Genomic DNA, 21,148 nt, shown 5'->3' with positions numbered 1-21,148 from the left:
TAAAAAAATGACAGGAACATGGATAGCCATTGGCATAGCCCTTGTTTTAGTAATAGCCGTTATTGCGATATATAACGCCATTATTAGCCGCGCAAATGCTGTCGAGAGAGCATGGGCTAACGTTATTACACAAGAGCGTCAAAAAAATAAAATTATTCCGCACTTAGAAGATGTCGTGAAAGATTATAAAGAGTTCGAACAGGGCACTTTGACCAAAGTGACCGAACTGCGTAGTGCTCTGCAGGGTCTGGATAGTGGTAAAGTCGATACGGCTAAGCTTGAGCAGGCGGAAGCCAGAACTGGCGAACTGCTTAAAAGCCTTAACGTTACTGTCGAGAACTACCCGGAACTGAAGGCCTCAGAAACTTATCAGAAATTGATGAGAGAAATTACCGACCAGCAAGAAAACATTGGTGCGGCAATTCGTATCTTTAACCAGAACGTAGAAGACTTTAACAACGGTATTGAAGTGTTCCCAAATTCATTGGTTAACTCTATGCTGAACCATAAAGAGAAAATAAAAACCTTCTCCGACTCTCAGGCTGAAGAAGGTTTTGAGTATAAGCCGAATATTTAATACTCTTGCTTCCCCAAAGCCCGTTAAGTTCATAACGGGCACTTAATTCGAAAGAATAACTGCTTCTGGTTCATGCCAGTACGTCCTTTATAGAGCAGTTCAGTTTTAACGTTGCGAGCTCATCGGCTCGTGTTTTTCCCAGAGTTAACAGGGCAACAGGTTGATTGCTCTGGTGAGCCTGGCGGGCAAAGCGATAACCCGAAAAGACCATAAGCGAGGTGCCAATAGCGAGTAGGGCGTTACTGTTCTCTAGCGACTTTTGAGCTTCTTCGACCCGCGGGCGTGGCACATTGTCGCCAAAGTACACGACATCGGGTTTTAGAATACCACCGCAGCTTCTGCAGCCGGCGACTTTGAATTGTTCAAAGTCGGCCTCAAGGTCTGCATCACCGTCCGGTGCGGCGGTTGCCTCTAAAGCAGCAAAGTCCGGGTTCAATTTCAGACTGCGCTCATGCATATCCAACCGTGGGGTAATTTCCCTACAGCTCATGCAGACCATGTCGTTGGCGTATCCGTGCAAATTAATGACACGAGTGGCTCCGGCTTTTTGGTGCAGGCCGTCCACATTCTGCGTGATAACACAGCCAATAAGCCCTTGCTGCTGGAATTCCGCTATCGCGTAATGCGCTGAGTTAGGCTTAGCGTGATAAAGCACCGGCCAGCCAAATAAGCTTCGGGCCCAGTATCTTTTTCGTACCGCCTCGCTGCGCATGTAATCCTGATGCTGAACCGGAGGCGTGCGCTTCCATTCGCCTTTATTATCACGATAGTCGGGGATTCCGGAGTCTGTACTTATGCCCGCGCCGGTAATGACTGTTACGGGGGCATTGTCCCGCAAGAACGTCATTAGAGCCTTACGAGCCTCGGTAGGGTCAGTTATTGTCATATTGATGGAAACGCGTATGTCAGCTACTACTTTTTATAAGGTATCACTGCTGGGCATTAAGAGAAAATAAGTCACGTAAAAAATCCGAAAATCTCATCAGTGACTATACTAAAGCGTGCTAGTTTTCAGGGCATTCATTGTTTTGATGGAGTTAGAGTATGAAAAAGTTAGTTTTGACTATGATGTTTTCTTCGTTAGCACTTGTTGGTTGTGAAAATATGAGCAATACCCAAAAAGGGGCGTCGATAGGTGCTGTGACGGGGGCATTGCTTGGTAAAGGCACTGGCGATCATGATAAAAGCCGATATGTTTGGGGCGCTGCGGTTGGTGCCTTAGCAGGAGGTGCTATAGGTTCTTATATGGATAAGCAGGAAGAAGAGTTCAGGGAAGAACTGGCTGACAGTGGTGTTAAAGTGATACGCGACGGCGATAACCTGCGTTTACAATTGCCCAGTAACATCACGTTTGCCACCGGGAGTGCGAATATTTCTCAAAGCTTCAACCCAGTATTAGATGATGTTGCGCGTGTGCTGAAAAAGTATGAAAAAACTACCATGCTGATAGAAGGGCACACCGATAGCACCGGCTCTGCGGAATACAACCAGCAACTGTCGTTAAACCGAGCCAATGCCGTACGCAATAATTTAGTGGGTAACGGCGTGGACTCGCGCAGGGTAACAACCGAAGGTTATGGAGAAAGTATGCCTGTTGCAGATAACGATACCGAAAGCGGACGTCAGTTAAACCGTCGGGTAGAGTTACGTATTGTTCCTAATACTCAATAACGGTTTTTCGTCTTCGTTAGCCCTTGATTGATAAAGGGCTAACGTTGAAATTCCAGCAGCTGGTTATTGGCCGGCAAAGGGTGAATCTTTTTCAGCTCAAAGCCTTGCTGATTGGCCAGCTCTGTAATCCATTGCCAATCGCGTATTCCCATGTCGCTGTTACGCGACTGCAGCGACTGGTGAAAGCCACGATTACTGTCGCTGGTAAAGTGGCCATTGTCGTTAAAGGGTCCGTAAATGCATAAACGCTCTACGCTGCTAAGGTCACCTTCCAAATGCTCGAAGAGCCTTTCAACCCCCTCTTTGGGCATAATATGGCAGGTGTTTGCGGTGAAAAGAGCGTTGAATGTTCCCCCCGGTGCGTCTGCAAATACATCAAATTCAACCGGTAATGGCTGGTTAGTTACGCCTTCCTGTTTTATCCGCGCTGTTACTCCCGGCAGGTACTCTTTTTGATCACTGGCTTGCCAATGAATATTAGGCAGTTGGCTGGCAAAGTACACGGCATGTTGACCTGTGCCACTGCCTACTTCTAAAACTCGAGTGCAGTCTGAAAACGCCGTTTTAAGAACCTCGAGTATTGGATCTTTGTTGTTTTCACAGGCTTGCGAGAAAGGTAATTCCATATTACATCCAGGACTTTTTTAATGCTTCCACCTGATAAAGGCAGGAGTCTATGAGTTCTTCACCAATTCTAGCATTAATAAAAGGCAGAGTCTGACCACCAGAAGCCAGGACAAACTTTACTGAGCATAACTGAAAGCGGCGCATAAACCAGCTTTGCGAGAACGTTGTCTGTTGAACTTTATGAATAGGGAAGCAGCGGTAATTCACTCCAATAAGGCCTTTTCTGAGATAAATGAAGTTACTGTCAATTGCATAGCCGCGGCGTTTCCAGCTTAGAACGATAAAGGCCGTAGACAGAACAAAAGCAGCAATTGAAGCTGTTGCCAGCTCCGTTTTCGCAAAATAAGTAAGCACGGCGGCAAGAGGAACAAACAGCCAAAAGGCGATGAGCGTGTTTCTAATAGCGAGTCGCTTGCTGACCGGGTTATAGCTTATGCTGCTTAATTGATTATTAGGCCAGGTTTCCGTTGCTAAGCTATGTGCTTGTTCGAGAGTGACTGATGGAACAATAATTTTCCCGCCCGGAGTTCCTGCGGATTGGCGCTCAAAGTTGGCATTGAGTTGCTCGAATTTCAAGTTAACTCTTTGCAGTACGCGATCAAGCCAGTTTTGCTGTAAAGCAATCATTTGTAGCCGCGACAGCTTCATAACAACTTCGTGACGGGTAAAAAGTCCATTGCGACGAATATAACGATCGTCGCTGCGGGTTAACTTAAAGTCGTAGAAGGTAATTACAGAGCCTAAGACGGAAATTAATGCCATTAGGGCAATAACAACAAAGGCGATAGAAAAGAAAAATAATATGTATTGCCAGAATGCGTATTGTGAAGAGGCCATGAGCGCATCAACATCCACTCCGAAGCTTTCTATACCTTCAACAACCCTGTCTGAAAGAGAATTAAAGAAAGGGGCTAACGCACCCAGTACAATCCAGATACGATTACTGGCCAGGCCATGAATAACTAAGTCTCGCATGGAGCGGGAATTTAGCAGGCGTTCCTCATTAGATTGAGGTTGGTGGTCTGTTGTTTCATGAGTATCTTCGGTTTTATAAGCGAGTATTTCTTGTTTTAGAGACTCGGCTACGTTTTTGGGTAAAGCAATAATTTTTGCTTCGAGTTTATTGGAACCGGCCGTGTCCAGAAGCATGCAGACATGATTCGTCGGGCGGTAAAAAATGGGTTGTTCAAAACGGACATTCTGTATGCGCTCGAAGGGGAGGTCGATATGCGTTTTCTGGAATACTCCAGAATGAATCTGAACTCGACCGTCGCTCAACCGGTATTGATAGAAATAAAACTTGAGCAGAGCCGAGATGGCAACAAAGACTAAAAGAGCACCAAGCCCTGACAGTATTATCAAGGCATTTTCTGAAAACTGATTGTAGCCAACAAAAATAGCCGGCAGTAAATAAAATAAGTTGTTACCAATGGTTTTGATGAACTGAACAGCGAAATAAACAATCGCTACAGGTGAGAGCTTTAGCCATTGATTCTGGTAACTAGTCATTTGCTGCAATATCGCTATGGGTTAGTACGTAGGAACGGATTTCGCGAGCTTTCTTTTCTGGTAAACCCGGTATTGCGAAAGTGTGCATGGCACCGCCGGCACTGAAAATCTCCAGACTGGCCAGTCCAAAGTGGCGGTCAATGGGGCCATGTTTTAATTCAACATGCTGAATACGTAAAATAGGCTGGCTGACTACTGACTGGAATATGACACCACTACGATAGCTAAAATCGTGCTCCCTTATAGCGTACCCTTTGTTTTTGTCAGCTAAAATGCCATAAACCGAACTTAATAAGCCAAAAACTCCTGCAGTTAATTGTATCTGGGGCAGATAAACTTCGAGCAGCCTGGGAAAAGCAACCCAGGGCTGCCAATAAAGAATTAATAAGGCGCTCACCACCATCAACCAAAAAATTAAGCGACACATTAGGTTGACCTTAATATAGGTATTACTTAATGGTGTAAAGGACTGAGAGTTTATCTGAGGAAGTTCTTCAGGTGTTATGGGGTGATTGCTAAATTCATCTTTTGACATAGTTTAGATTCTTATTTTTGTTATGTCGTAAAGTTATCAGTAATTTACTTGATGTTCTAGTTCTGAGGATATAAAAAAAGCGGCTAAGAAGCCGCTTTTTATCAGGGAGTATTAAAAAATATGATTAATTTTCTTCGCGAACCTGAATATCGTTTTCGATGTCTTTAACACCTTTTACGGTAGCCGCTAGATTCTCTGCTGTGTCGATATCGGCATCGCTTTCAACGAAACCTGACAACTGAACAATTCCGTTGTTCGTTTCAACATTGATATCCATGCTGCTCAGATTGTCGTCTTCGAATATAACTGCTTTGACTTTAGTGGTGATGACAGCATCATCAACATATTCACCCGCGTCTTCAGCCTTTTGCTCAGTGTAGCTTTTTGCTTCCTGAGCTTTTTCTTTAGTTTCTTGCATCGCGTTTTCAGTTTTATCTTCAGCTTCCTGCATAGCGCTTTCAGCTTTCGACTCTGCTTTTTCTGTTTCAGCATCACTGCAACCCGAAAGTGTCAGCATTGAAATTGCGATTAAACTTGCTGGTAGTGCCATTTTAAAGTTCTTCATGGGTAACCTCCTGTTATTAAAAATTATTACCACGCTCACTATAACTGGAACTGCGTGAGTTTACGGTTATCTTTACAGATGTTTTGCAAAAGTGCTGGCACTTTGTACGCCAGCAATAAGTCTTAATACTTTAATAACTCTATCTGTGGCAGATTTTTTCCCACCGGAAGACTTTGTCTGCTTTTTCGGCCGATTTGCCATTTCTCCGATAAAGAAACCTGCACCTGCGGCAACGCAAAGAGCCGTGGGAGAGGCTAGTTTGTCATGAGTTGTCGAAATAACGCTTTGTGAACGAACCTTAACAGCTAATTTGCGAAGCTGAAGGTCTTTTTGCGTTTGCGCTATTTGATAATCAAGGTCTGATGCCATAAGCCCTCCACTTAGAGACTGCTACTGGTTTCTGCAAACAGTAGGTCGCGACTTCTTCGTTTTATATATCTGACAATATAAAAAGCCGCTGCCAAATGAGCGACGGCAACAATGACTAATGCTGTTGTTAAAGACATTACACTACTATTTACAATCGCTATTACAGCAGCTGTAACTAAAACAGCCCACGCCGTAAAAGCTAAGCAAGCGGCCAGCACAGCGAAGGCGACCATACGCACAAAACTCTCCCCAGCTCTGCGGGTTTCCATACCCGCGAGCTGGAGTTGTGTTTTTACAACGCCGCGAACTTCACTCTCCAGTGCTTGAACTTGCTCAAGCAAACTTTCTGTTTCGTTCGCTTCAGGTTGCTTATGAGCGGTCACTGAACAACCTACTCAGTAAATAACCACTTGCAGCCGCAATACCTAAAGATTTAATCGGGTTATCTTTAACGTAATCAGTTGCAGTCGAAAGCCATTTTTCCTGAGTTTCTTTAAGATTATGTCCTTTTTCACCCAGGTTGTCAGATGCATGTTTAGCTGCGTCTGCCACTTTATCGATGGTGTCGTGAGCTTTATTTGCTGACTTGTTTACTGCGTCTTCTGCTTTTGCTTGATTGTTACTCATAATACCCTCGGTTTTTATTGAATGTACCTATTAAGGAAAGACGCAAATTCGGATATACGCAAATTTTTTACACTGCTTTACAAACTGTAAAGATGAATACTTTTCGGTATTCGATGGGAATAAACTAAAAAGCCCCTAAAAAAATCAGTGTTATTCTTGTTATTGATTGGGATCAATATCGTCATTGTCAAGTTTGAATAAACTGAAATCAAGAATTCAAACAGGGGAATAACCATGAGTTTATGGCAAGAGTTTTTTAAAGATCCGGTCATCTTTTTTTCTTTTACAGGCTTAGCGATTGTTATTGGAATGTGTGTTTTTTACGCTATTTTCTTTTACTTAAAAATGGTTAAATCAGAGAATAAACGTAAGTAGCGCTAAAAGAGGAACTATGAAGTATATTTTTCAGGTTCGTATCAAAGAAGGTCATACGGCAGAGGAGTATGCAGAGGCTTGGGTAAAAGCCAGTGAAATAATCCAGCAAGCACCAGGAGCCCGAGGTACGGAGTTACACCGCAAAATCGGTGATGACAAAACGTTAATAGCCATAGCGTCGTGGGACAGCAAGGAAAAACGCGACGCTATGGAAGGGCAGCATAACTCCGAAGTGGCTAAGATTATTCGCAGTGCTGCCCCATTTTGTGAAATAACACCTTTAGGTGAATTCAGAGATCCTGAATGGGTGGTGTTGCCGCCGGAAGGTTAGATTTTAGTTAGCCAACTGTGTTTATCTTCCGCCTTACCCCACTGAATATCGTTCAGCGCTTTGCGTAATTTCAGTGTGGTAGCGCCTGATTTCCCACTACCGACAGAAAATTCTTTTCCGTTATGAATCAAAGTACCAACTGGCGCAAGTACCGCTGCCGTGCCAGACAAAGCGGCTTCGCAATCAGGTTTTGAAGCACGCTCCAGTAGTTCATCTACGCTAAGCTGTCGTTCAGATACAGTCATTCCCATATCACGCGCAATGGTGAGAATAGAGTCTCGGGTTACGCCATGCAGAAAGCTACTGTCCAGTGCTTTGGTGATAATTTCGTTGCCGTCAATAAGCAAAAAGTTGGCGGCTCCAGTTTCCTGTACGTCGCCATTAGGGCAGAACAGAACTTGATCTGCATTCACGGATTCCCGTGCCTGAAGAATGGGTTGTAACGCACTGGCGTAGTTGCCGCCGCTTTTAACCATACCCATATGAGCCGCGCAACGTGAACCGTCTTCCTCGAGCAATAAGCGTAAGGTTTTATCGCCGCCGGAAAAATAATCACCGACAGGCGATAGCAATACATAGAGCATTGATGAACTGGTTGGCGAGGCTGCCTTGCCAATAGCCGCTTCGGTACCAATGTGAGTAGGGCGTATATACATTGACCCCGGTGGTTTTGGAACTTCGTCGCTGAAGTGTTTCACTACATCTGTAATCATTTTTTGCAGCAAGCCAGCATCAAATGCCGGTAAGGAAAGCAAACGGCTGCTTTGCTGCATGCGCTCAATGTTGCGGTTCATACGAAATAGATTGATAGAGCCATCTTCATGGCGAAACGCCTTTAATCCTTCAAAGCAAGTGCTGGCGTAATGCAGAACATGAGCTCCGGGGTGTAACTGTATTGCGTCAGAAGAGACTAATTCAGGTTTACTCCAGTCTGAATTCTCGAAAGTTGCCATCGTCATTTGTGGCATAAATACGGTGCCAAAGGCTGCCATAGGGTTGTCCTGATCTAGAAAATAATGCGCAGTAATATACCATAATTTTTAACATTCGGATGACTCTGGCGGTTTGCTTCTTTTTCATCATGCTCTTACATTGAGGAACTGTGATAAAGAGCCAACGGGTATGTGATAAATGAATAAGACATTAAAAATAACTCTGGCCAGCATGTTGCTGGCAACTGGGTACACTCAGGCGGAAGAAACTGAAACAACCTTAAATGCTTACGCCGCTGGTTATACTGCGGGTTTTACCTGTAGTGCCGTATTTAACGCTAACAAGTCTATGGCGCAAGTTCGGGAGCATGAACTTAGTGGAATTTATTCTTTAATTGCTGAACGCGTAAAGGGTATGACCCCCGAAGTTGATAAAGAAAATAACTGGGTCAGGGTACCTTATGATGAAGGGCGTAGGGAGCGAATTTCAGTTTGGCGATCAAAACTTGGATGCGTCGATTTACCGGTAGGAGCTACCGTTGATGATGCTAAATTTCTTGCTGATCCTTTTCGCGGGGATAAAGCAGCGAATAAGGACAGTGGAGCTCCCTGGGGGAAACGCGCAGAGGTTAATGCAACAAGTGATAATGCTCAGTTAGAATCCGTACTAAAGCAGGCCTTTACCAAGAAGTATGGCTCTGGCTCGCGTACCTCGGCAGTATTAATTGTGACGCCGGATGAAATTATTGCTGAGCGTTATCTTGAAGGCTTTAGCCCTGAGACGGCACAGCGTACCTGGTCCGTTGCAAAAAGCATAGGTGCCAGCGTTATTGGTGCGGCTATTCAGCAAAATAAAATAGAGCTGGATGCTCCTGCCGGTATTTCTAACTGGGCACATCCGCTCGACCCGCGAGGACACATTACCTTAGAAAATCTGTTGCATATGGCGTCGGGTTTAGACAGCAATAACGCAGGAAATCGCACAGACCGGGTTTATATGGGTGGGGGACTTGTAAGCGACACGGCAACAGAAACGGCACTTGAAGTGGCTCCCGGCAGTCGCTGGAAATACGCAAATAACGACACTATGCTGGCGTTAAGGGCGCTGCATGAGCGTTTTGATACAACTGAAGAGTATTTAAAATTCCCGTATAAAGCTTTGCTCGAAAAAGTAGGAATGCAGCATACTTTTGTCGAAACTGACTGGCGCGGAGACTTTATTTTATCGTCTCAGGTGTGGACGACGTCTCGTGACTTAGCTCGTTTGGGTGTTTTGCACTTACAGGAAGGGCAGTGGCAGGGAGAACAAATTCTACCGAAAGGCTGGTTGGACTATATTAGTATGCCAGCGCCTGCTCAGCCGCCGGAAGATGCTCCGGGTTACGGTGCGCAGTGGTGGCTCTATAATGAACGCTTTCCTGAGTTACCTGACGATACTATTGCTGCCCGTGGAAACCGGGGACAGTTTTTGGTTGTTATTCCGTCAAAGAATTTAGTGGTGGTTCGTCGCGGTTATGATATTGCTGGTGAACAAGGATTCAACGAGCATGACTTTGTACGTGATGTACTAAAAGCCCTATAAAAACTCCCTCAGGGTGAGCTGAACAGTGATAGACTGTTGCCACCATACGGAAGTATACAGAGACCTTATTATGAACGAAGAACAGCAAGTGACTCAAAGCAAACATACTCAACAATACAGTGCTGACGGTAAGAGTGTGGAAATTGATATTTATCGTACCGAAGACAGTGGCTGGATTCTGGAAATTGTTGATGAAAATAATAATTCAACGCTTTGGGAAGATGCGTTTGAGAACGAAGACGATGCGCTTGCTGAAGCCCTTGACGCTTTGAAAGAAGAAGGCATAGATAACTTTATCCAGCCCGCTGAGTGATGTGGGTAAAATTGTTTAATTTTATCGGTCATAAAGAGAAAGATGATTCAGATTTCACAACGAGTTGAGTTAGCAGATAGCGAAATTGAATGGCAGTTTATCCGTTCCAGTGGAGCGGGTGGGCAAAATGTGAATAAAGTAGCAACTGCGGCTCAACTCATTTTTGATATTCAGGCCTCTTCACTTCCCGACTTTTATAAAAGCCGATTACTGAAAAAATCTGACCACCGTATTACTCAAAGCGGAAAGGTGATTATTAAGTCTCAGGAAACTCGCAGTCAGGCACGTAATAGAGAGCTGGCACTTGAACAACTAATTGATTTAATCCGCAGCGCATCTCAGGTTCAGAAAAAACGCATTCCGACGAAACCCAGCCGCTCGGCTAAAGAAAGACGGCTAACCACTAAAAAGCAGCAGGGACAGAAAAAAGCACTTCGAAAAAAAGACTTCTAACCGTCGAAGTTCTGCAAAGAGCCGGAGCAGTTTATTCTGGCGCACTCAAGTATCAGCTGTTTAAGCTCGCACTGACTGCAGTAATCACTGCAACGAATATCACTGGCCACTAACTTTTGCTCAAGCAGCAGTTTTTTAAGTTGCTCTTTACTCATTGAAAGTTGCAGGCGTTCAGGTTTGTTCATGCGCATAACCGGATTCCTCTAATTGTTGCATACAGTGCCCCAGGCAACGAGAATGCTGACAACCGGTAATTAGGAGTTGATAGCAGTAACGACATATCTCTTCTAGCGGCTGAGTTTTAGCCTGATTAAGCCATGATGTTAGTTGCTCAACACTCTCTTGTTGAAACTCATACGCCTGTAGCTTTTGCTGGCAGCGAATATGGGTAGCAATTAACAAAATAGAACAGGTTGTAAAGCTTTGGATGGCATTACCCACCAGTACAGGTTCACTGAAGGCCCGTTTTGCTGAGTCGCGTGCCTGACTGAGAAATGTCGTTGCAGCGCGATAATCTTTTTGGTTGAGCAGTGAGCTCGCTATTTTTAGCTTTTCCTGAGAGTTAAAGTACTCTTGATAGGCGTTAGTCATTATGCATCCTTTATTCTGGCTTTGATTAAACAAGCTAACGCAAATGATAATAGTTCGCAATAAGTTATTTGTAAACGATCGTAATTGCAAAATAAAACGTATAGATAGCCGACAAAAATAAACTGGAGCTTTAATGAAAACCTACAAACAGCAAGATTTAGCGAAAATGAATGACCGCGATCGCGCACGTTTTGTGAATTGTTTATCCGGGTTTAAAAGTGCCAATGTCATTGGTACCCGAGACCGGCATCAGCAAAATAATTTAGCCATGATAAGTTCTGTTGTTCATCTGGGAAGTAACCCACCTCTGTTAGGGTTTGTTATGCGCCCTCAGTCAGTAACCCGACACACCTGGGAAAACATTGAAGAGAGTGGTGTTTATACGATTAATCAAGTTAACGAAAATTTTTTTCGCCAAGCACATCAGACCTCAGCACGGTATCCCAGAGAAACATCAGAGTTTGAAGCTTGTGGCCTGACGCCCGAATTTGTCGACGGTTTTCATGCGCCGTATGTGGCCGAAAGTTCGCTCAGAATAGGTATGCAGCAGGTTGAAATTATTCCGATACAACATAACGACACTGCATTAATTGTTGGGGAAGTTCGTTGGGTTGAAGTTAAAGAAGAGGCGGTGAAAAGCGATGGTTTCATTGATATAGAATCGCTCGGCACAATGACAATTTCAGGCCTTGATGGGTATCATCGCACTCAGCGGGCTGCGCGTTTGTCTTATGCGAAACCCGATGAGGAGCTTAGTGAATTAGATGCAGAAGGCGAGCCTAAAGACTAACTATGTTGGGTGTTCTGCGACTGTGCTTTTTAGTAACCCAAAAGAGTAGCAGACCGGCCAGCGACAGCGCGCACCCAACCCAGCCGGTTCCCTGCCAACTAAGTGGAGAAATAATAGCAAGACCACCCAGCCAGGCACCTAAGGCGTTAGCCGCATTAAAAGCGGAGTGGTTTAACGATGCTGCTAAAGTCTGGGCTTCTCCGGCAACGTCCATTAAACGTACCTGCAGAGCCGGAACCAGCGCGGCGGAACTACCAAGTAATAACACCATAGGCATCACCGTCCAGAGACTCTGCAGTGTTAAGGGAAAAATTGCCAGCACAATTGCCGACCATACCAGAGAACCGCCAATGGTTAATTTCAGATTTCTGTCGGCAGCCCAGCCGCCGACCAAACTACCCGCCAAGGATCCCAGTCCGTAGATAAATAAAGCAACAGGTATCCAGTGAGAATCCAAGCCGGTGGCGTTTATTAGTGTTGGAGCTATGTAGCTCAGTACCGCAAACATGCCGCCGAAGCCAATGGCCCCTATGGCTAAAGTCAGCCAGACTTGAGGGTTTTGTAATGCCTGCATCTCTCCACGGGCAGAAGTTTTCTTTTCATTCGGGTGTTTGGGTACCACAATGAAAATCATGACAAAGGCCAGTAAGCCTAGAGCTCCCACGGTATGATATACGGTGCGCCAGTCAATAAGCTGCCCTAACCAGGTGGCTAAAGGGTTTCCGACCAGGATAGCTACCGTGAGTCCCATCATCACCATAGTTACTGCCATACCACGTTGATTTTTACGAACCATATCGGCCGCAACCAAACAGGCAATCCCGAAATAAGCACCGTGAGGCAGGCCAGTTAAGAAACGTAACACCTGAAGTAATGTGTAATTGTCTGCTGAGGCACTGGCGAAGTTGCCCAGAGAAAATGCCAGCATTAGTGCAAGTAACATAGGTTTGCGTGGCAGCCTGGCAAATAAAATGGTAATAAGCGGAGCTCCGATAACCACACCAAGCGCATAAAGACTGATTAAGTGGCCTGTTTCCCGGGTGTCGGTATTAAAGTCTGCAGCGACGTCGGGCAGCAGCCCCATAATGACAAACTCACCAATACCAATGGCAAAGCTTCCAATTGCCATTGCAAAAATGGCCAGTAGAACTTGTATTTTTGAGAACTGCATAGGGCGGATTTACTTCCTGTCGTAACGAAGGCCTGTTCGGAGTGCGCAGTTTAGCGAATGCTACAACTATTGCAATCTATGTCACTTTACTGTACAAATAAACAGTATATTTACACATCAGCAAAGGACCATACCATGGCTGTAGTAACCCAATATGTAGTTATTCGCGACGGAGCCGAGAAAATGACCTTCACTTCAAAAGCCGAAGCCGATGCGCACGATAAAATTCTGGATATGGCAGAAGCCCTGAACCCATTGATTAAAAGTAGCGAACTGTTCACTGATGAGCAACAACTCGAGGATATGGCTCTGTTTTTAGCGAAAGAGCGTGAAAATATACTCATTGCTTTAGGGGCTAAAAAGCCTAAAAAACCTAAGACTGAAAAAGCATCGACAGAAAAAGTGGAAGCGTCCAAGCCTGCGGATAAGGAATCGACCAAAGCGGCTTAGCTACCGGTATTTCATTTGGTGCCGGCAAAGACTTTGCTAATATAGCAGCCTTGTTTTAAGTGAATAGGATTAAAATATGACGCAACAAACGATTTACCATATCGGAACACCGGGCACCCCATGGGGAGCGACAGAAAAAGCTCAGTGGCTGGCCGAGCAAACGAAAAAGCGCTCTTACTTCGATGATGTGGTCAGTAAGATTGAAACCTTTAAAAGCGATTTCGATGTAGACCAATATGGTGAACTTGCGTACGACAGCGGTACTTATCCTTTATTTGTGGTCAGAACAAAAAACTGGGATGACTCGAAGCCAACGGTTTTGGTTACCGGCGGAGTACATGGGTATGAAACCAGTGGTGTCCATGGTGCGTTGCGCTTTATTGAAACCAAAGCGAAAGATTACCAGCCACACTTCAATGTGGTGGTAGCGCCATGTTTGAGTCCCTGGGGCTATGAAACCATCAACCGTTGGAATCCGGCGGCCATTGATCCTAATCGCTCTTTTGTCGCTGATTCTCCTGCCGGGGAATGCGCGCACATTATGAATTATGTTGCTGGCTTAGGCGTAGATATTCTGGCCCACATAGATTTACACGAAACAACGGATACGGATAACAGCGAGTTTCGTCCGGCCAAAGCGGCGATGGATGGAAAAGTGAATACGAACTGGAATATTCCGGATGGGTTCTATTTGGTTGGAAATTCAGAAAAGCCTTATCCTGAGTTTCAGAAGGCGGTGTTAGATTCGGTGGAAGAGGTCACTCATATTGCCGATGCCGACGACGAAAATAAACTGATAGGCGAGGATATTGCTCAGCGTGGCGTTATTTTATTGCCAACGGCGAAAATGGGTTTGTGCATTAGCTTTAGCAAAGCAGAGTATGCGACGACTACAGAAGTGTATCCCGACAGCCCGAAAGCAACGCCTGAACAGTGTATTCAAGCACAAGTTGCTGCGGTAACCGGAGGACTGGACTTCTTAAAGTAAAGTCCGGTCCTGCTGGTCTGCGGTAGAATTAACGTCGTGTGTCCGGGCGCTTCTGGCGAGGCGCACGACGAGAGTTTTGAGGACGCCCCGTACGAGGCTTCTGAATCGGCTCCGGCTTTATGCTGGGGTCTGGTTCAAAACCCGGAATAACTTCCCTGGGTATCTCATTTTTAGTTAGCTTTTCTATATCGCGCAGCAATTTATGCTCATCAACACAGACTAAAGACGCGGCTTCACCTTCACTTCCTGCACGGCCTGTACGGCCAATACGGTGTACATAGTCTTCAGCGACCTGAGGCAGTTCAAAGTTAATAACGTGTGGCAATTCATCAATATCAATACCGCGTGCAGCGATATCCGTTGCAACCAATACTCGTAATTTACCGGCTTTAAACTGTGCTAAAGCCTTGGTTCTTGCGCCCTGACTTTTGTTACCGTGGATTGCCATAGCGGGGAGGCCATCATCAGTTAACTGTGTTGCCAGTCTGTTAGCACCATGCTTGGTACGCGTAAAGACCAGCACTTGTCGCCAGTTACGGCTGCCAATTAAGTAACTGAGTAGCTCTCTTTTACGTTTTTTATCCACCGGATAAACACGTTGCTCAATGGTATCAGCTGCGGCATTCTGACGCGCAACTTCAATCAGCTTGGGTTGCTGCATAAACTGCTGAGACAGTGCTTTAATTTCACTAGAAAAAGTCGCTGAAAACAGCAGTGTCTGGCGTTTTTCAGGAATGAGCTTCATGACCTTTTTAATGTCATGAATAAATCCCATATCCAGCATGCGGTCAGCTTCGTCCAGAATCAGTACGTCAATTTTACTTAAATCAACGGTTCCCTGACGACTGTGATCCAGCAAACGGCCGGGTGTTGCAACAAGAATGTCAACACCACGACGCAAGGCACTAATTTGTGGGTTAATACCAACACCACCAAAAATCACCAGAGACTTGAGACCGGTATATTTTGCATAGGTATTCAAATTGTCTTCAACCTGTGCTGCCAGCTCTCTGGTTGGCGTAAGGATTAACGCCTTAATAACAGGCTTTCCGTCGGTCTTTGTCTGCGACAATTTGTGCAGCAAAGGTAGCGTAAAACCAGCTGTCTTACCGGTACCCGTTTGCGCGGCGGCTAATAAGTCGTGGCCGGCCATAACGGTCGGAATGGCTTGCTGTTGAATTGGTGTTGGGGTGGTGTAACCGCATTCAGTAACGGCTCGTAAAATATCGTCGCTCAATCCGAGTGACTGGAATGAGGATGGGTTTTGTTCTGTGGACATGAAGCTCCGGGAATTATGATAGTAGATACCGCGCTAATGAGCGGCTTTTCGACATTGTATCACAAACGAGACTAAACCTTTATTTAGAAAAGTACCCTGAAGCTGAAGTTTTTCTTGATCCGCTGAAAAAGCGGGCGCATCATTTCCGCAAAATGTCATTTCGCAGTAGGGCGTTTCATTGTCACTCATGAAATCAGGTAAGGCTCGTTCCCGTTGGCTTATTATCGCCGTTGTGGCCTGGTTTGGGCTGGTGCTTCTGGGTATCAGTTATTTACTGGAACAGCGGCTGGTCTGGTTTGATGAAAAAGGTGAATTACTGGAGCTCAGCAATAACGAAAAGCTGGAACCTCAGTTAGTGGCTGAGCTCACTCGCCTTGGTTATTCCCTTGCTGGCAGCGTTTTTCATATTACCTCCGGGGACTGTTCTTGTAACTGGCGCTCATCCGGGCATATGGCCAGCGTAAAAAGAAAGGTAGCGGAATCTGAAGGAGAAAACCGGGTTGTTGATATCGATCAATATCCAACCTTAAAGCGCTTCGTTCCTGCAACTCCAGCGATTATCATGTTCAATAAATCATCAAAGCTGATTTACATTGGCCCATATGCCGATGGTGCTTTTTGTACTACTGATAGTAGCTTTGTAGAAGAGCTGATACCTTCCGTTTCGGGGGAATCAGCGGCTCCTAAATGGGTTAATACCGTTGCAAAAGGGTGTTATTGCAAAGTTTAATGCGGCAGAACAGTGGAGCCACATAACGATGGAAGTAAAACAAACCTTTATTGAGTTCCTTGAAGTGATACCGGACGGTGCAATAGTTATTAATTCTCAGGGACTCATTGTTGGTGTTAACCAGGCTGCCGCGGCAATGTTTCGCTATTCCTCGTCATCTATGCTTGAACTGCATCTTAATGAACTGTTACCTGAAGGTATGCGTGAAAAGCATGATCAGCACTTAGAAAAGTTTTTTAAGTACCCGGGCAGGCGCTCTATGGGGAATGGCTTGATTTTCCCCGCAATTCGTCGGGATGGTTCAACTTTTTATGCCGATATTATGCTGAATCAGCTGGATATCGAAGAGCAGTTGTACGGCATAGCAATAGTGCGGGATTACACTCTGCAGAAAAAATCGGAAGATAAAATCCGTCTCGAACTGGAATTTGAGAAACGTCAGGCTCTTACCGACCACTTAACCGGAATAATGAACCGACGTGCCTTTACCGCACAGTTACAAGATGAAATAAACCAACTGGAAGCCCATGGTACGCCCTTTGCTGTGAGTTTTATCGATTTGGATGACTTTAAAGAAATAAACGATGAACATGGACATCACTTCGGCGACCTGGTTTTGCAAAAGATAGCCGATTTAATTCGTTTGCACAGTCGACATACCGATTATGTTGCCCGTATTGGAGGTGACGAGTTTGCTACCATTCACCCTATGATTTCCGCTGAAGACGCCAGACTTATGATGCACCGTTTACGTTGCCAGTTAGTGAGTGGAATAGGGCATGCCGAGTTACCTGTCACCTTGTCTATCGGCCTTTGTCAATGCGATAAGCCTTCAGAGCATTACACCATTGAAGGCATTATGGCCCGGGCAGACAAAGCCATGTATCAGGCAAAGAGCGAAGGCAAAAACGCGGTCGTGCTGACAAGTTAAGTGTAATGAAGCGTAATTAAGTTTGATTGTCGCTTAAGGTCTGCTCTAAAGTGGTTCAGGGCTTTTAAGGAGAGACCATGGCAATCTTCACTTCCTATCTACGAATTATTCTGCTGATTTCGGGTGTACTCGCCGGAATACAGTTGCCCGGCTTTGTTGATCAGTACGGTAAAAGTTTGCAGGCTCATATGATTGAGTCAGAGCGCAGCCTGAACGAGTTTCGTGATGAAGCCGAAAAATTTTTCGACGGTAGTATTGAGGAACTTATTGCTCACTATCAGGCCAGTGACGACAGAGTGTTTCAGGAAGGCGGGCAAAGCATCAGTGCCATTTACCAACGTAATCAACTGTTAGAACAAGCCTTTCGTAGCTTCAGTCAAAATTCCTGGAGTGCTTATCAACAGGCATTTTTTACCCCCGTTGAGGACATTCAGCGCGAGGTTCGCAGCAGCTTTTCTTATACTGTAAAACTCAGCCCCGGCGCTATTTTATTTGGTTTAGTTTCAGGCTTGTTGCTGGCTGTACTTGGCGAACTTATTGTGCGTTTGCTGGCGAGGCCCTTTCGACAATCGCAGCACAATTAAGCCCTGTGGGTAATGTGCCATAGTTGAGTCCGGTACTTGCTGCTAAACGGCTGGCACAAAAGGCATCGGCAACGTCCGTACCGGCGTGTTGAACTAATAAAGCGGCTTGTAACCCAACGGCCATACTGTCCGTTATACTGCGTGCACGATACTGAAGCATATTCCTGTCAGTAAACTCACTTTTCAACCGCATAATAAACTGGTCGAGTCGTTTATCTGCACCTTGTGCCCGTTGCAGTTCGGCAAAATAGACATCGAGAACCTCTGGTTGTTTTTCTATTGCTCTAAGAACATCCAGACATTGAATATTACCGCTGCCTTCCCATATGGCGTTGACCGGCGACTCCCTGAACAATCTCGGCATAATGTGGTTTTCCATAACACCGCTACCGCCAATCACTTCCATAGCTTCATAAGCATGATTCGGTGTGCGTTTACAAATCCAGTATTTGCCTATGGGAGTGGCAATTCGGGACAACAGCTTTTCATGCTCGTCGTCCTGGTTATCCATTGCCCGTGCTATGCGCATCATGTAAGTCATGGCGGCTTCGCTTTCAATGGCTAAGTCCGCCAGCAAATTTTGCATTAGCGGTTGTTCACTTAATTTAGTGCCAAAAGCTTCGCGGTGGCTGGCGTGGTGAATGGCCTGAACCACGGCTTGCCGCATGCCGGAAGAGGAACCAATCATGCAGTCGTAGCGGGTAGTTGCCACCATTTCTATAATAGTGCGAACTCCTTTACCTTCTTCACCTACCATCCAGCCCAGTGCACCTCGCAACTCAGTTTCACTGGAGGCATTGGCCGCGTTCCCCATTTTTTGTTTCAGCTGTTGAATCTGAATTGGGTTCTTTGAACCGTCCGGACGCCAGCGCGGCACCAGAAAGCAGGATAACCCGCTGGCTGTTTGAGCAAGCACCAGAAAAGCATCGCACATTGGTGCTGACACAAACCATTTGTGACCAACCAGTTCGTAAGCCTGGCCTGAACCTTCTTTGCCTATTGGGTAAGCGCGAGTGCTGTTCAGCCGGACATCAGAGCCACCTTGTTTTTCGGTCATCGCCATACCAATGGTCACGGCACTTTTTTCGGTATGGGGGATATTCCTGGGGTCGTATTGCCTGGCGGTAATTTTTGGTCCCCACTCTTTGAACAAATCGGGTTGGTGTCTTAGTGCGGGTATAGAGGCAAAGGTCATGGTAATAGGGCAGCCATGAGAGGCTTCAACCTGAGTGTGTAGATAATATTTAGCGGCACGTGCAACATGAGCCCCTAATTTAGGTTCGCTCCAGGGACTCGCGTGTAAGCCATGCTCGATGGCTGTCGACATAAGCTGGTGATAGGTCGGGTGAAAATCAATGAGATCGATACGGTGCCCGTAGCGATCGTGAGTTCTCAGTTCAGGCTGGTATTTATTTGCCTGAAAACCCTGTTCGATACTGTCTGCTTTACCCGCCAGTTCGCCAAAAGCGATAAGATCGGAATAAGCCCAGCTGGCACCTTCGCGCTCAACGGCTTTTCGTAGTGCTTTATCAGCCAGGTAAAGATTATAGTTTTCCAGCGCCGTCGGCTGATTCTCAACCTGATGAGTGCTGGCCATAAACTGATCGGCTCGGGGATATTTATGAGTCATGTTCTTACTCCTTATCTTAATTGAGTGAAGCAAGATTATTAATGATCGTCAATGCACGAATAGTTGTCTTTCGTCTATTTTTCTACGACAGTGAAGTGAGATACTTTATCGTCGGTTTAAATAAGGACACACAATGAGAGTCGTATTTTTAGGTGGTGCGGAAACGGTTACCGGTTCCAAATATTTAGTTGAAACAGAGTCAACCCGAATTCTAATAGACTGTGGCCTTTTTCAGGGCTACAAGTGGTTACGGCGACGTAATTGGCAGCCTTTGCCAATGGGGATTAATCAGGTGGACGGTGTCGTATTAACCCATGCTCATCTTGATCATTCGGGGTTTGTTCCTGTGCTATATAAAGAAGGTTTCCGAGGGCCTGTTTTCGCACATCATGCAACATCTGGTTTGTGCGATATTCTGTGGGCAGATAGCGGAAGAATTCAGGAAGAAGACGCGAAATACCTCGGCAAACATAAGCTAAGCCGTCATGAAAAACCAGAACCTTTGTACGATGAGGCAACGGCAAAGTCAGCTATACGGCTGCTTCAGGGCGTTGAGTTTCATCAGCAATTTGAAATTGGCGATATTAAAGTGACTTTGCAGCCAGCCGGTCATATTCTGGGGGCTTCAAGCATCATTATTGAAGCCGAAGGTAAGCGTGTTGGCTTTTCCGGTGATATCGGGCGTCCGCAGGATATTATGATGTATCCACCTGAACCGCTACCGGATTTGGACTTGCTACTGCTTGAGTCAACATACGGCAATCGACTTCATGCTAAAACCGAAAATGCGGAAGAGCAGTTGGAAGAAGTCGTTAATGAGACGGCTCAATCCGGCGGTGTGTTATTAATTCCGAGCTTTTCAGTCGGCAGAGCACAATTGCTGCAATATCTGTTAGTAAAATTGATGGATGAGGGGCGGGTACCTAAGCAACCTATTTATTTGGATTCTCCCATGGCTATTAACGTTTCAGGGCTTTACCAGCGCTTTCATAGCCTTCACAAACTGACGGACTCAGACTGCTCCCGAACCTTTGCAAGAGTCGAGTACACGCGTTCTGTCGATGAATCAAAAGCTATTGCTTCTCAGTCGGGGCCTCATATTATTATTGCGGGCAGCGGTATGGCGACAGGCGGGCGAATTCTGCATCACTTTAAACGCTGGTTGAGTGATCATCGCGCGACGGTGTTATTCAGTGGGCATCAGGCAGGGGGGACTCGTGGTGCCAAAATGCTGCAGGGAGTGGAGTCGATAAAACTGCATGGCCAATGGTTACCGGTAAAAGCTCGAATCCGTTCTTTAGAAGGGCTGTCAGGGCATGCTGACTACCAAGAAATTGCTGATTGGTTAGAGCAGTCCAGTTTAAAACCAAACACACCAATTCAATTGGTACATGGTGAGTTAGATGCATTGGAAACTTTCCGTGACTATTTAATGCAGAACACCACTTATAATGTCGATGTTGCTGATTACCAAGGGGTATATCACCTCTAACAGAGTCTGGTAAACTACTCTTACTTAGGTGTACCAGATTAATAAG

Annotated in this window: 28 protein-coding genes; 14 read left to right on the top strand and 14 right to left on the bottom strand. The window is 45.6% G+C overall.

What is annotated here, in order from left to right:
* Positions 1-7: 7 nt before the first annotated feature.
* Positions 8-577, top strand: coding sequence for a LemA family protein (locus IL_RS08020; protein WP_011234809.1), 570 nt, complete (start codon positions 8-10; stop codon positions 575-577).
* Between the two features lie 70 nt (positions 578-647).
* Here IL_RS08020 and IL_RS08015 read toward each other — a convergent pair whose 3' ends face one another.
* The gene (locus IL_RS08015; RefSeq protein WP_081423224.1) at positions 648-1,463 is read right to left on the bottom strand and encodes an NAD-dependent protein deacetylase; all 816 of its coding nucleotides are present in this window, start codon (positions 1,461-1,463) and stop codon (positions 648-650) included.
* Positions 1,464-1,621: 158 nt separating this feature from the next.
* On the opposite strand from IL_RS08015, the gene IL_RS08010 reads away from it, so the two are divergent.
* The gene (locus IL_RS08010; RefSeq protein ID WP_011234807.1) at positions 1,622-2,248 is read left to right on the top strand and encodes an OmpA family protein; all 627 of its coding nucleotides are present in this window, start codon (positions 1,622-1,624) and stop codon (positions 2,246-2,248) included.
* Between the two features lie 38 nt (positions 2,249-2,286).
* Here the strand turns inward: IL_RS08010 and IL_RS08005 are convergent, their stop codons facing one another.
* The 7 genes from IL_RS08005 to IL_RS07975 all read right to left on the bottom strand — a co-directional run bounded on the left by IL_RS08005 (position 2,287) and on the right by IL_RS07975 (position 6,480).
* Positions 2,287-2,874, bottom strand: coding sequence for a DUF938 domain-containing protein (locus tag IL_RS08005; RefSeq protein WP_011234806.1), 588 nt, complete (start codon positions 2,872-2,874; stop codon positions 2,287-2,289).
* 1 nt (position 2,875) lies between these two features.
* Positions 2,876-4,384 carry a PH domain-containing protein gene (locus IL_RS08000; protein ID WP_011234805.1) on the bottom strand — a complete coding sequence of 503 codons (1,509 nt, stop codon included), beginning with the start codon at positions 4,382-4,384 and terminating at the stop codon, positions 2,876-2,878.
* Positions 4,377-4,919 (bottom strand): PH domain-containing protein, encoded by a 543-nt coding sequence (locus IL_RS07995; protein WP_016341351.1) that lies wholly within the window; start codon positions 4,917-4,919, stop codon positions 4,377-4,379. The genes IL_RS08000 and IL_RS07995 overlap by 8 nt, the downstream gene beginning before the upstream one ends.
* Positions 4,920-5,043: 124 nt before the next feature.
* Positions 5,044-5,484: a BON domain-containing protein gene (locus IL_RS07990; RefSeq protein WP_011234803.1), complete on the bottom strand. Its 441-nt coding sequence runs from the start codon at positions 5,482-5,484 to the stop codon at positions 5,044-5,046.
* A gap of 72 nt (positions 5,485-5,556) precedes the next feature.
* Positions 5,557-5,853: a hypothetical protein gene (locus IL_RS07985; protein WP_011234802.1), complete on the bottom strand. Its 297-nt coding sequence runs from the start codon at positions 5,851-5,853 to the stop codon at positions 5,557-5,559.
* Positions 5,854-5,864: 11 nt separating this feature from the next.
* Positions 5,865-6,236 (bottom strand): phage holin family protein, encoded by a 372-nt coding sequence (locus IL_RS07980; RefSeq protein ID WP_011234801.1) that lies wholly within the window; start codon positions 6,234-6,236, stop codon positions 5,865-5,867.
* Positions 6,223-6,480: a DUF883 family protein gene (locus tag IL_RS07975; protein WP_011234800.1), complete on the bottom strand. Its 258-nt coding sequence runs from the start codon at positions 6,478-6,480 to the stop codon at positions 6,223-6,225. Before IL_RS07975 ends, IL_RS07980 begins: the two co-directional genes overlap by 14 nt.
* Before the next feature lie 234 nt (positions 6,481-6,714).
* Between IL_RS07975 and IL_RS13630 the strand changes: the two genes are divergently transcribed.
* Positions 6,715-6,855, top strand: a complete 141-nt coding sequence (locus IL_RS13630; RefSeq protein ID WP_081423223.1) for a DUF3149 domain-containing protein — start codon at positions 6,715-6,717, stop codon at positions 6,853-6,855.
* A gap of 16 nt (positions 6,856-6,871) precedes the next feature.
* Positions 6,872-7,186, top strand: coding sequence for an antibiotic biosynthesis monooxygenase family protein (locus tag IL_RS07970; RefSeq protein WP_011234799.1), 315 nt, complete (start codon positions 6,872-6,874; stop codon positions 7,184-7,186).
* On the opposite strand, the gene IL_RS07965 is transcribed toward IL_RS07970, so the two are convergent.
* Positions 7,183-8,178: a branched-chain amino acid aminotransferase gene (locus IL_RS07965; protein ID WP_011234798.1), complete on the bottom strand. Its 996-nt coding sequence runs from the start codon at positions 8,176-8,178 to the stop codon at positions 7,183-7,185. The genes IL_RS07970 and IL_RS07965 overlap by 4 nt on opposite strands.
* A 139-nt stretch (positions 8,179-8,317) precedes the next feature.
* Here IL_RS07965 and IL_RS07960 point away from each other — a divergent pair, with 139 nt between their 5' ends.
* The 3 genes from IL_RS07960 (at position 8,318) to arfB (ending at position 10,466) form a co-directional block, all read left to right on the top strand.
* A complete protein-coding gene (locus IL_RS07960) occupies positions 8,318-9,700 on the top strand; it encodes a serine hydrolase domain-containing protein (protein WP_011234797.1) in 1,383 nt (460 codons plus the stop codon).
* A gap of 70 nt (positions 9,701-9,770) precedes the next feature.
* Positions 9,771-10,013, top strand: a complete 243-nt coding sequence (locus IL_RS07955; RefSeq protein ID WP_011234796.1) for a hypothetical protein — start codon at positions 9,771-9,773, stop codon at positions 10,011-10,013.
* A 42-nt stretch (positions 10,014-10,055) separates the two neighbouring features.
* Entirely contained in the window at positions 10,056-10,466 is a 411-nt protein-coding gene (gene arfB / locus IL_RS07950; RefSeq protein WP_011234795.1) for an alternative ribosome rescue aminoacyl-tRNA hydrolase ArfB, read from the top strand.
* Here arfB and IL_RS07945 read toward each other — a convergent pair.
* Together IL_RS07945 and IL_RS07940 are read right to left on the bottom strand one after the other, a co-directional pair.
* Positions 10,463-10,657 carry a hypothetical protein gene (locus IL_RS07945; protein WP_011234794.1) on the bottom strand — a complete coding sequence of 65 codons (195 nt, stop codon included), beginning with the start codon at positions 10,655-10,657 and terminating at the stop codon, positions 10,463-10,465. The two genes, arfB and IL_RS07945, sit on opposite strands and share 4 nt — an antisense overlap.
* Positions 10,638-11,057 carry a hypothetical protein gene (locus IL_RS07940; RefSeq protein ID WP_011234793.1) on the bottom strand — a complete coding sequence of 140 codons (420 nt, stop codon included), beginning with the start codon at positions 11,055-11,057 and terminating at the stop codon, positions 10,638-10,640. The genes IL_RS07945 and IL_RS07940 overlap by 20 nt, the downstream gene beginning before the upstream one ends.
* A gap of 133 nt (positions 11,058-11,190) precedes the next feature.
* Here IL_RS07940 and IL_RS07935 point away from each other — a divergent pair, with 133 nt between their 5' ends.
* On the top strand, positions 11,191-11,847 hold the full coding sequence (locus tag IL_RS07935; RefSeq protein ID WP_011234792.1) for a flavin reductase family protein: 657 nt from the start codon (positions 11,191-11,193) through the stop codon (positions 11,845-11,847).
* Here the strand turns inward: IL_RS07935 and IL_RS07930 are convergent.
* Positions 11,837-13,018 (bottom strand): MFS transporter, encoded by a 1,182-nt coding sequence (locus IL_RS07930; RefSeq protein WP_011234791.1) that lies wholly within the window; start codon positions 13,016-13,018, stop codon positions 11,837-11,839. The genes IL_RS07935 and IL_RS07930 overlap by 11 nt on opposite strands.
* 135 nt (positions 13,019-13,153) lie before the next feature.
* Here IL_RS07930 and IL_RS07925 point away from each other — a divergent pair, with 135 nt between their 5' ends.
* Both IL_RS07925 and IL_RS07920 read left to right on the top strand, forming a co-directional pair.
* The gene (locus IL_RS07925) at positions 13,154-13,468 is read left to right on the top strand and encodes a YebG family protein (protein WP_011234790.1); all 315 of its coding nucleotides are present in this window, start codon (positions 13,154-13,156) and stop codon (positions 13,466-13,468) included.
* A 76-nt stretch (positions 13,469-13,544) separates the two neighbouring features.
* Positions 13,545-14,456 carry a M14 family metallopeptidase gene (locus IL_RS07920; RefSeq protein WP_011234789.1) on the top strand — a complete coding sequence of 304 codons (912 nt, stop codon included), beginning with the start codon at positions 13,545-13,547 and terminating at the stop codon, positions 14,454-14,456.
* Between the two features lie 28 nt (positions 14,457-14,484).
* Here the strand turns inward: IL_RS07920 and IL_RS07915 are convergent, their stop codons facing one another.
* A complete protein-coding gene (locus tag IL_RS07915) occupies positions 14,485-15,735 on the bottom strand; it encodes a DEAD/DEAH box helicase (protein WP_011234788.1) in 1,251 nt (416 codons plus the stop codon).
* 187 nt (positions 15,736-15,922) lie between these two features.
* On the opposite strand from IL_RS07915, the gene IL_RS07910 reads away from it, so the two are divergent.
* The 3 genes from IL_RS07910 (at position 15,923) to IL_RS07900 (ending at position 17,980) form a co-directional block, all read left to right on the top strand.
* On the top strand, positions 15,923-16,465 hold the full coding sequence (locus IL_RS07910) for a DUF6436 domain-containing protein (protein ID WP_011234787.1): 543 nt from the start codon (positions 15,923-15,925) through the stop codon (positions 16,463-16,465).
* 28 nt (positions 16,466-16,493) lie between these two features.
* Positions 16,494-17,396, top strand: a complete 903-nt coding sequence (locus IL_RS07905; protein WP_011234786.1) for a sensor domain-containing diguanylate cyclase — start codon at positions 16,494-16,496, stop codon at positions 17,394-17,396.
* Between the two features lie 77 nt (positions 17,397-17,473).
* Positions 17,474-17,980, top strand: a complete 507-nt coding sequence (locus tag IL_RS07900) for a DUF2937 family protein (protein ID WP_011234785.1) — start codon at positions 17,474-17,476, stop codon at positions 17,978-17,980.
* Here IL_RS07900 and IL_RS07895 read toward each other — a convergent pair.
* On the bottom strand, positions 17,931-19,610 hold the full coding sequence (locus IL_RS07895) for an isovaleryl-CoA dehydrogenase (RefSeq protein ID WP_011234784.1): 1,680 nt from the start codon (positions 19,608-19,610) through the stop codon (positions 17,931-17,933). The genes IL_RS07900 and IL_RS07895 overlap by 50 nt on opposite strands.
* 133 nt (positions 19,611-19,743) lie before the next feature.
* On the opposite strand from IL_RS07895, the gene IL_RS07890 reads away from it, so the two are divergent.
* On the top strand, positions 19,744-21,102 hold the full coding sequence (locus tag IL_RS07890; protein ID WP_011234783.1) for an MBL fold metallo-hydrolase RNA specificity domain-containing protein: 1,359 nt from the start codon (positions 19,744-19,746) through the stop codon (positions 21,100-21,102).
* Positions 21,103-21,148 lie beyond the last annotated feature (46 nt).

Source organism: Idiomarina loihiensis L2TR, assembly GCF_000008465.1.
Lineage (GTDB): Bacteria > Pseudomonadota > Gammaproteobacteria > Enterobacterales > Alteromonadaceae > Idiomarina > Idiomarina loihiensis.
This window is presented reverse-complemented; position numbering and strand designations above follow the sequence as displayed.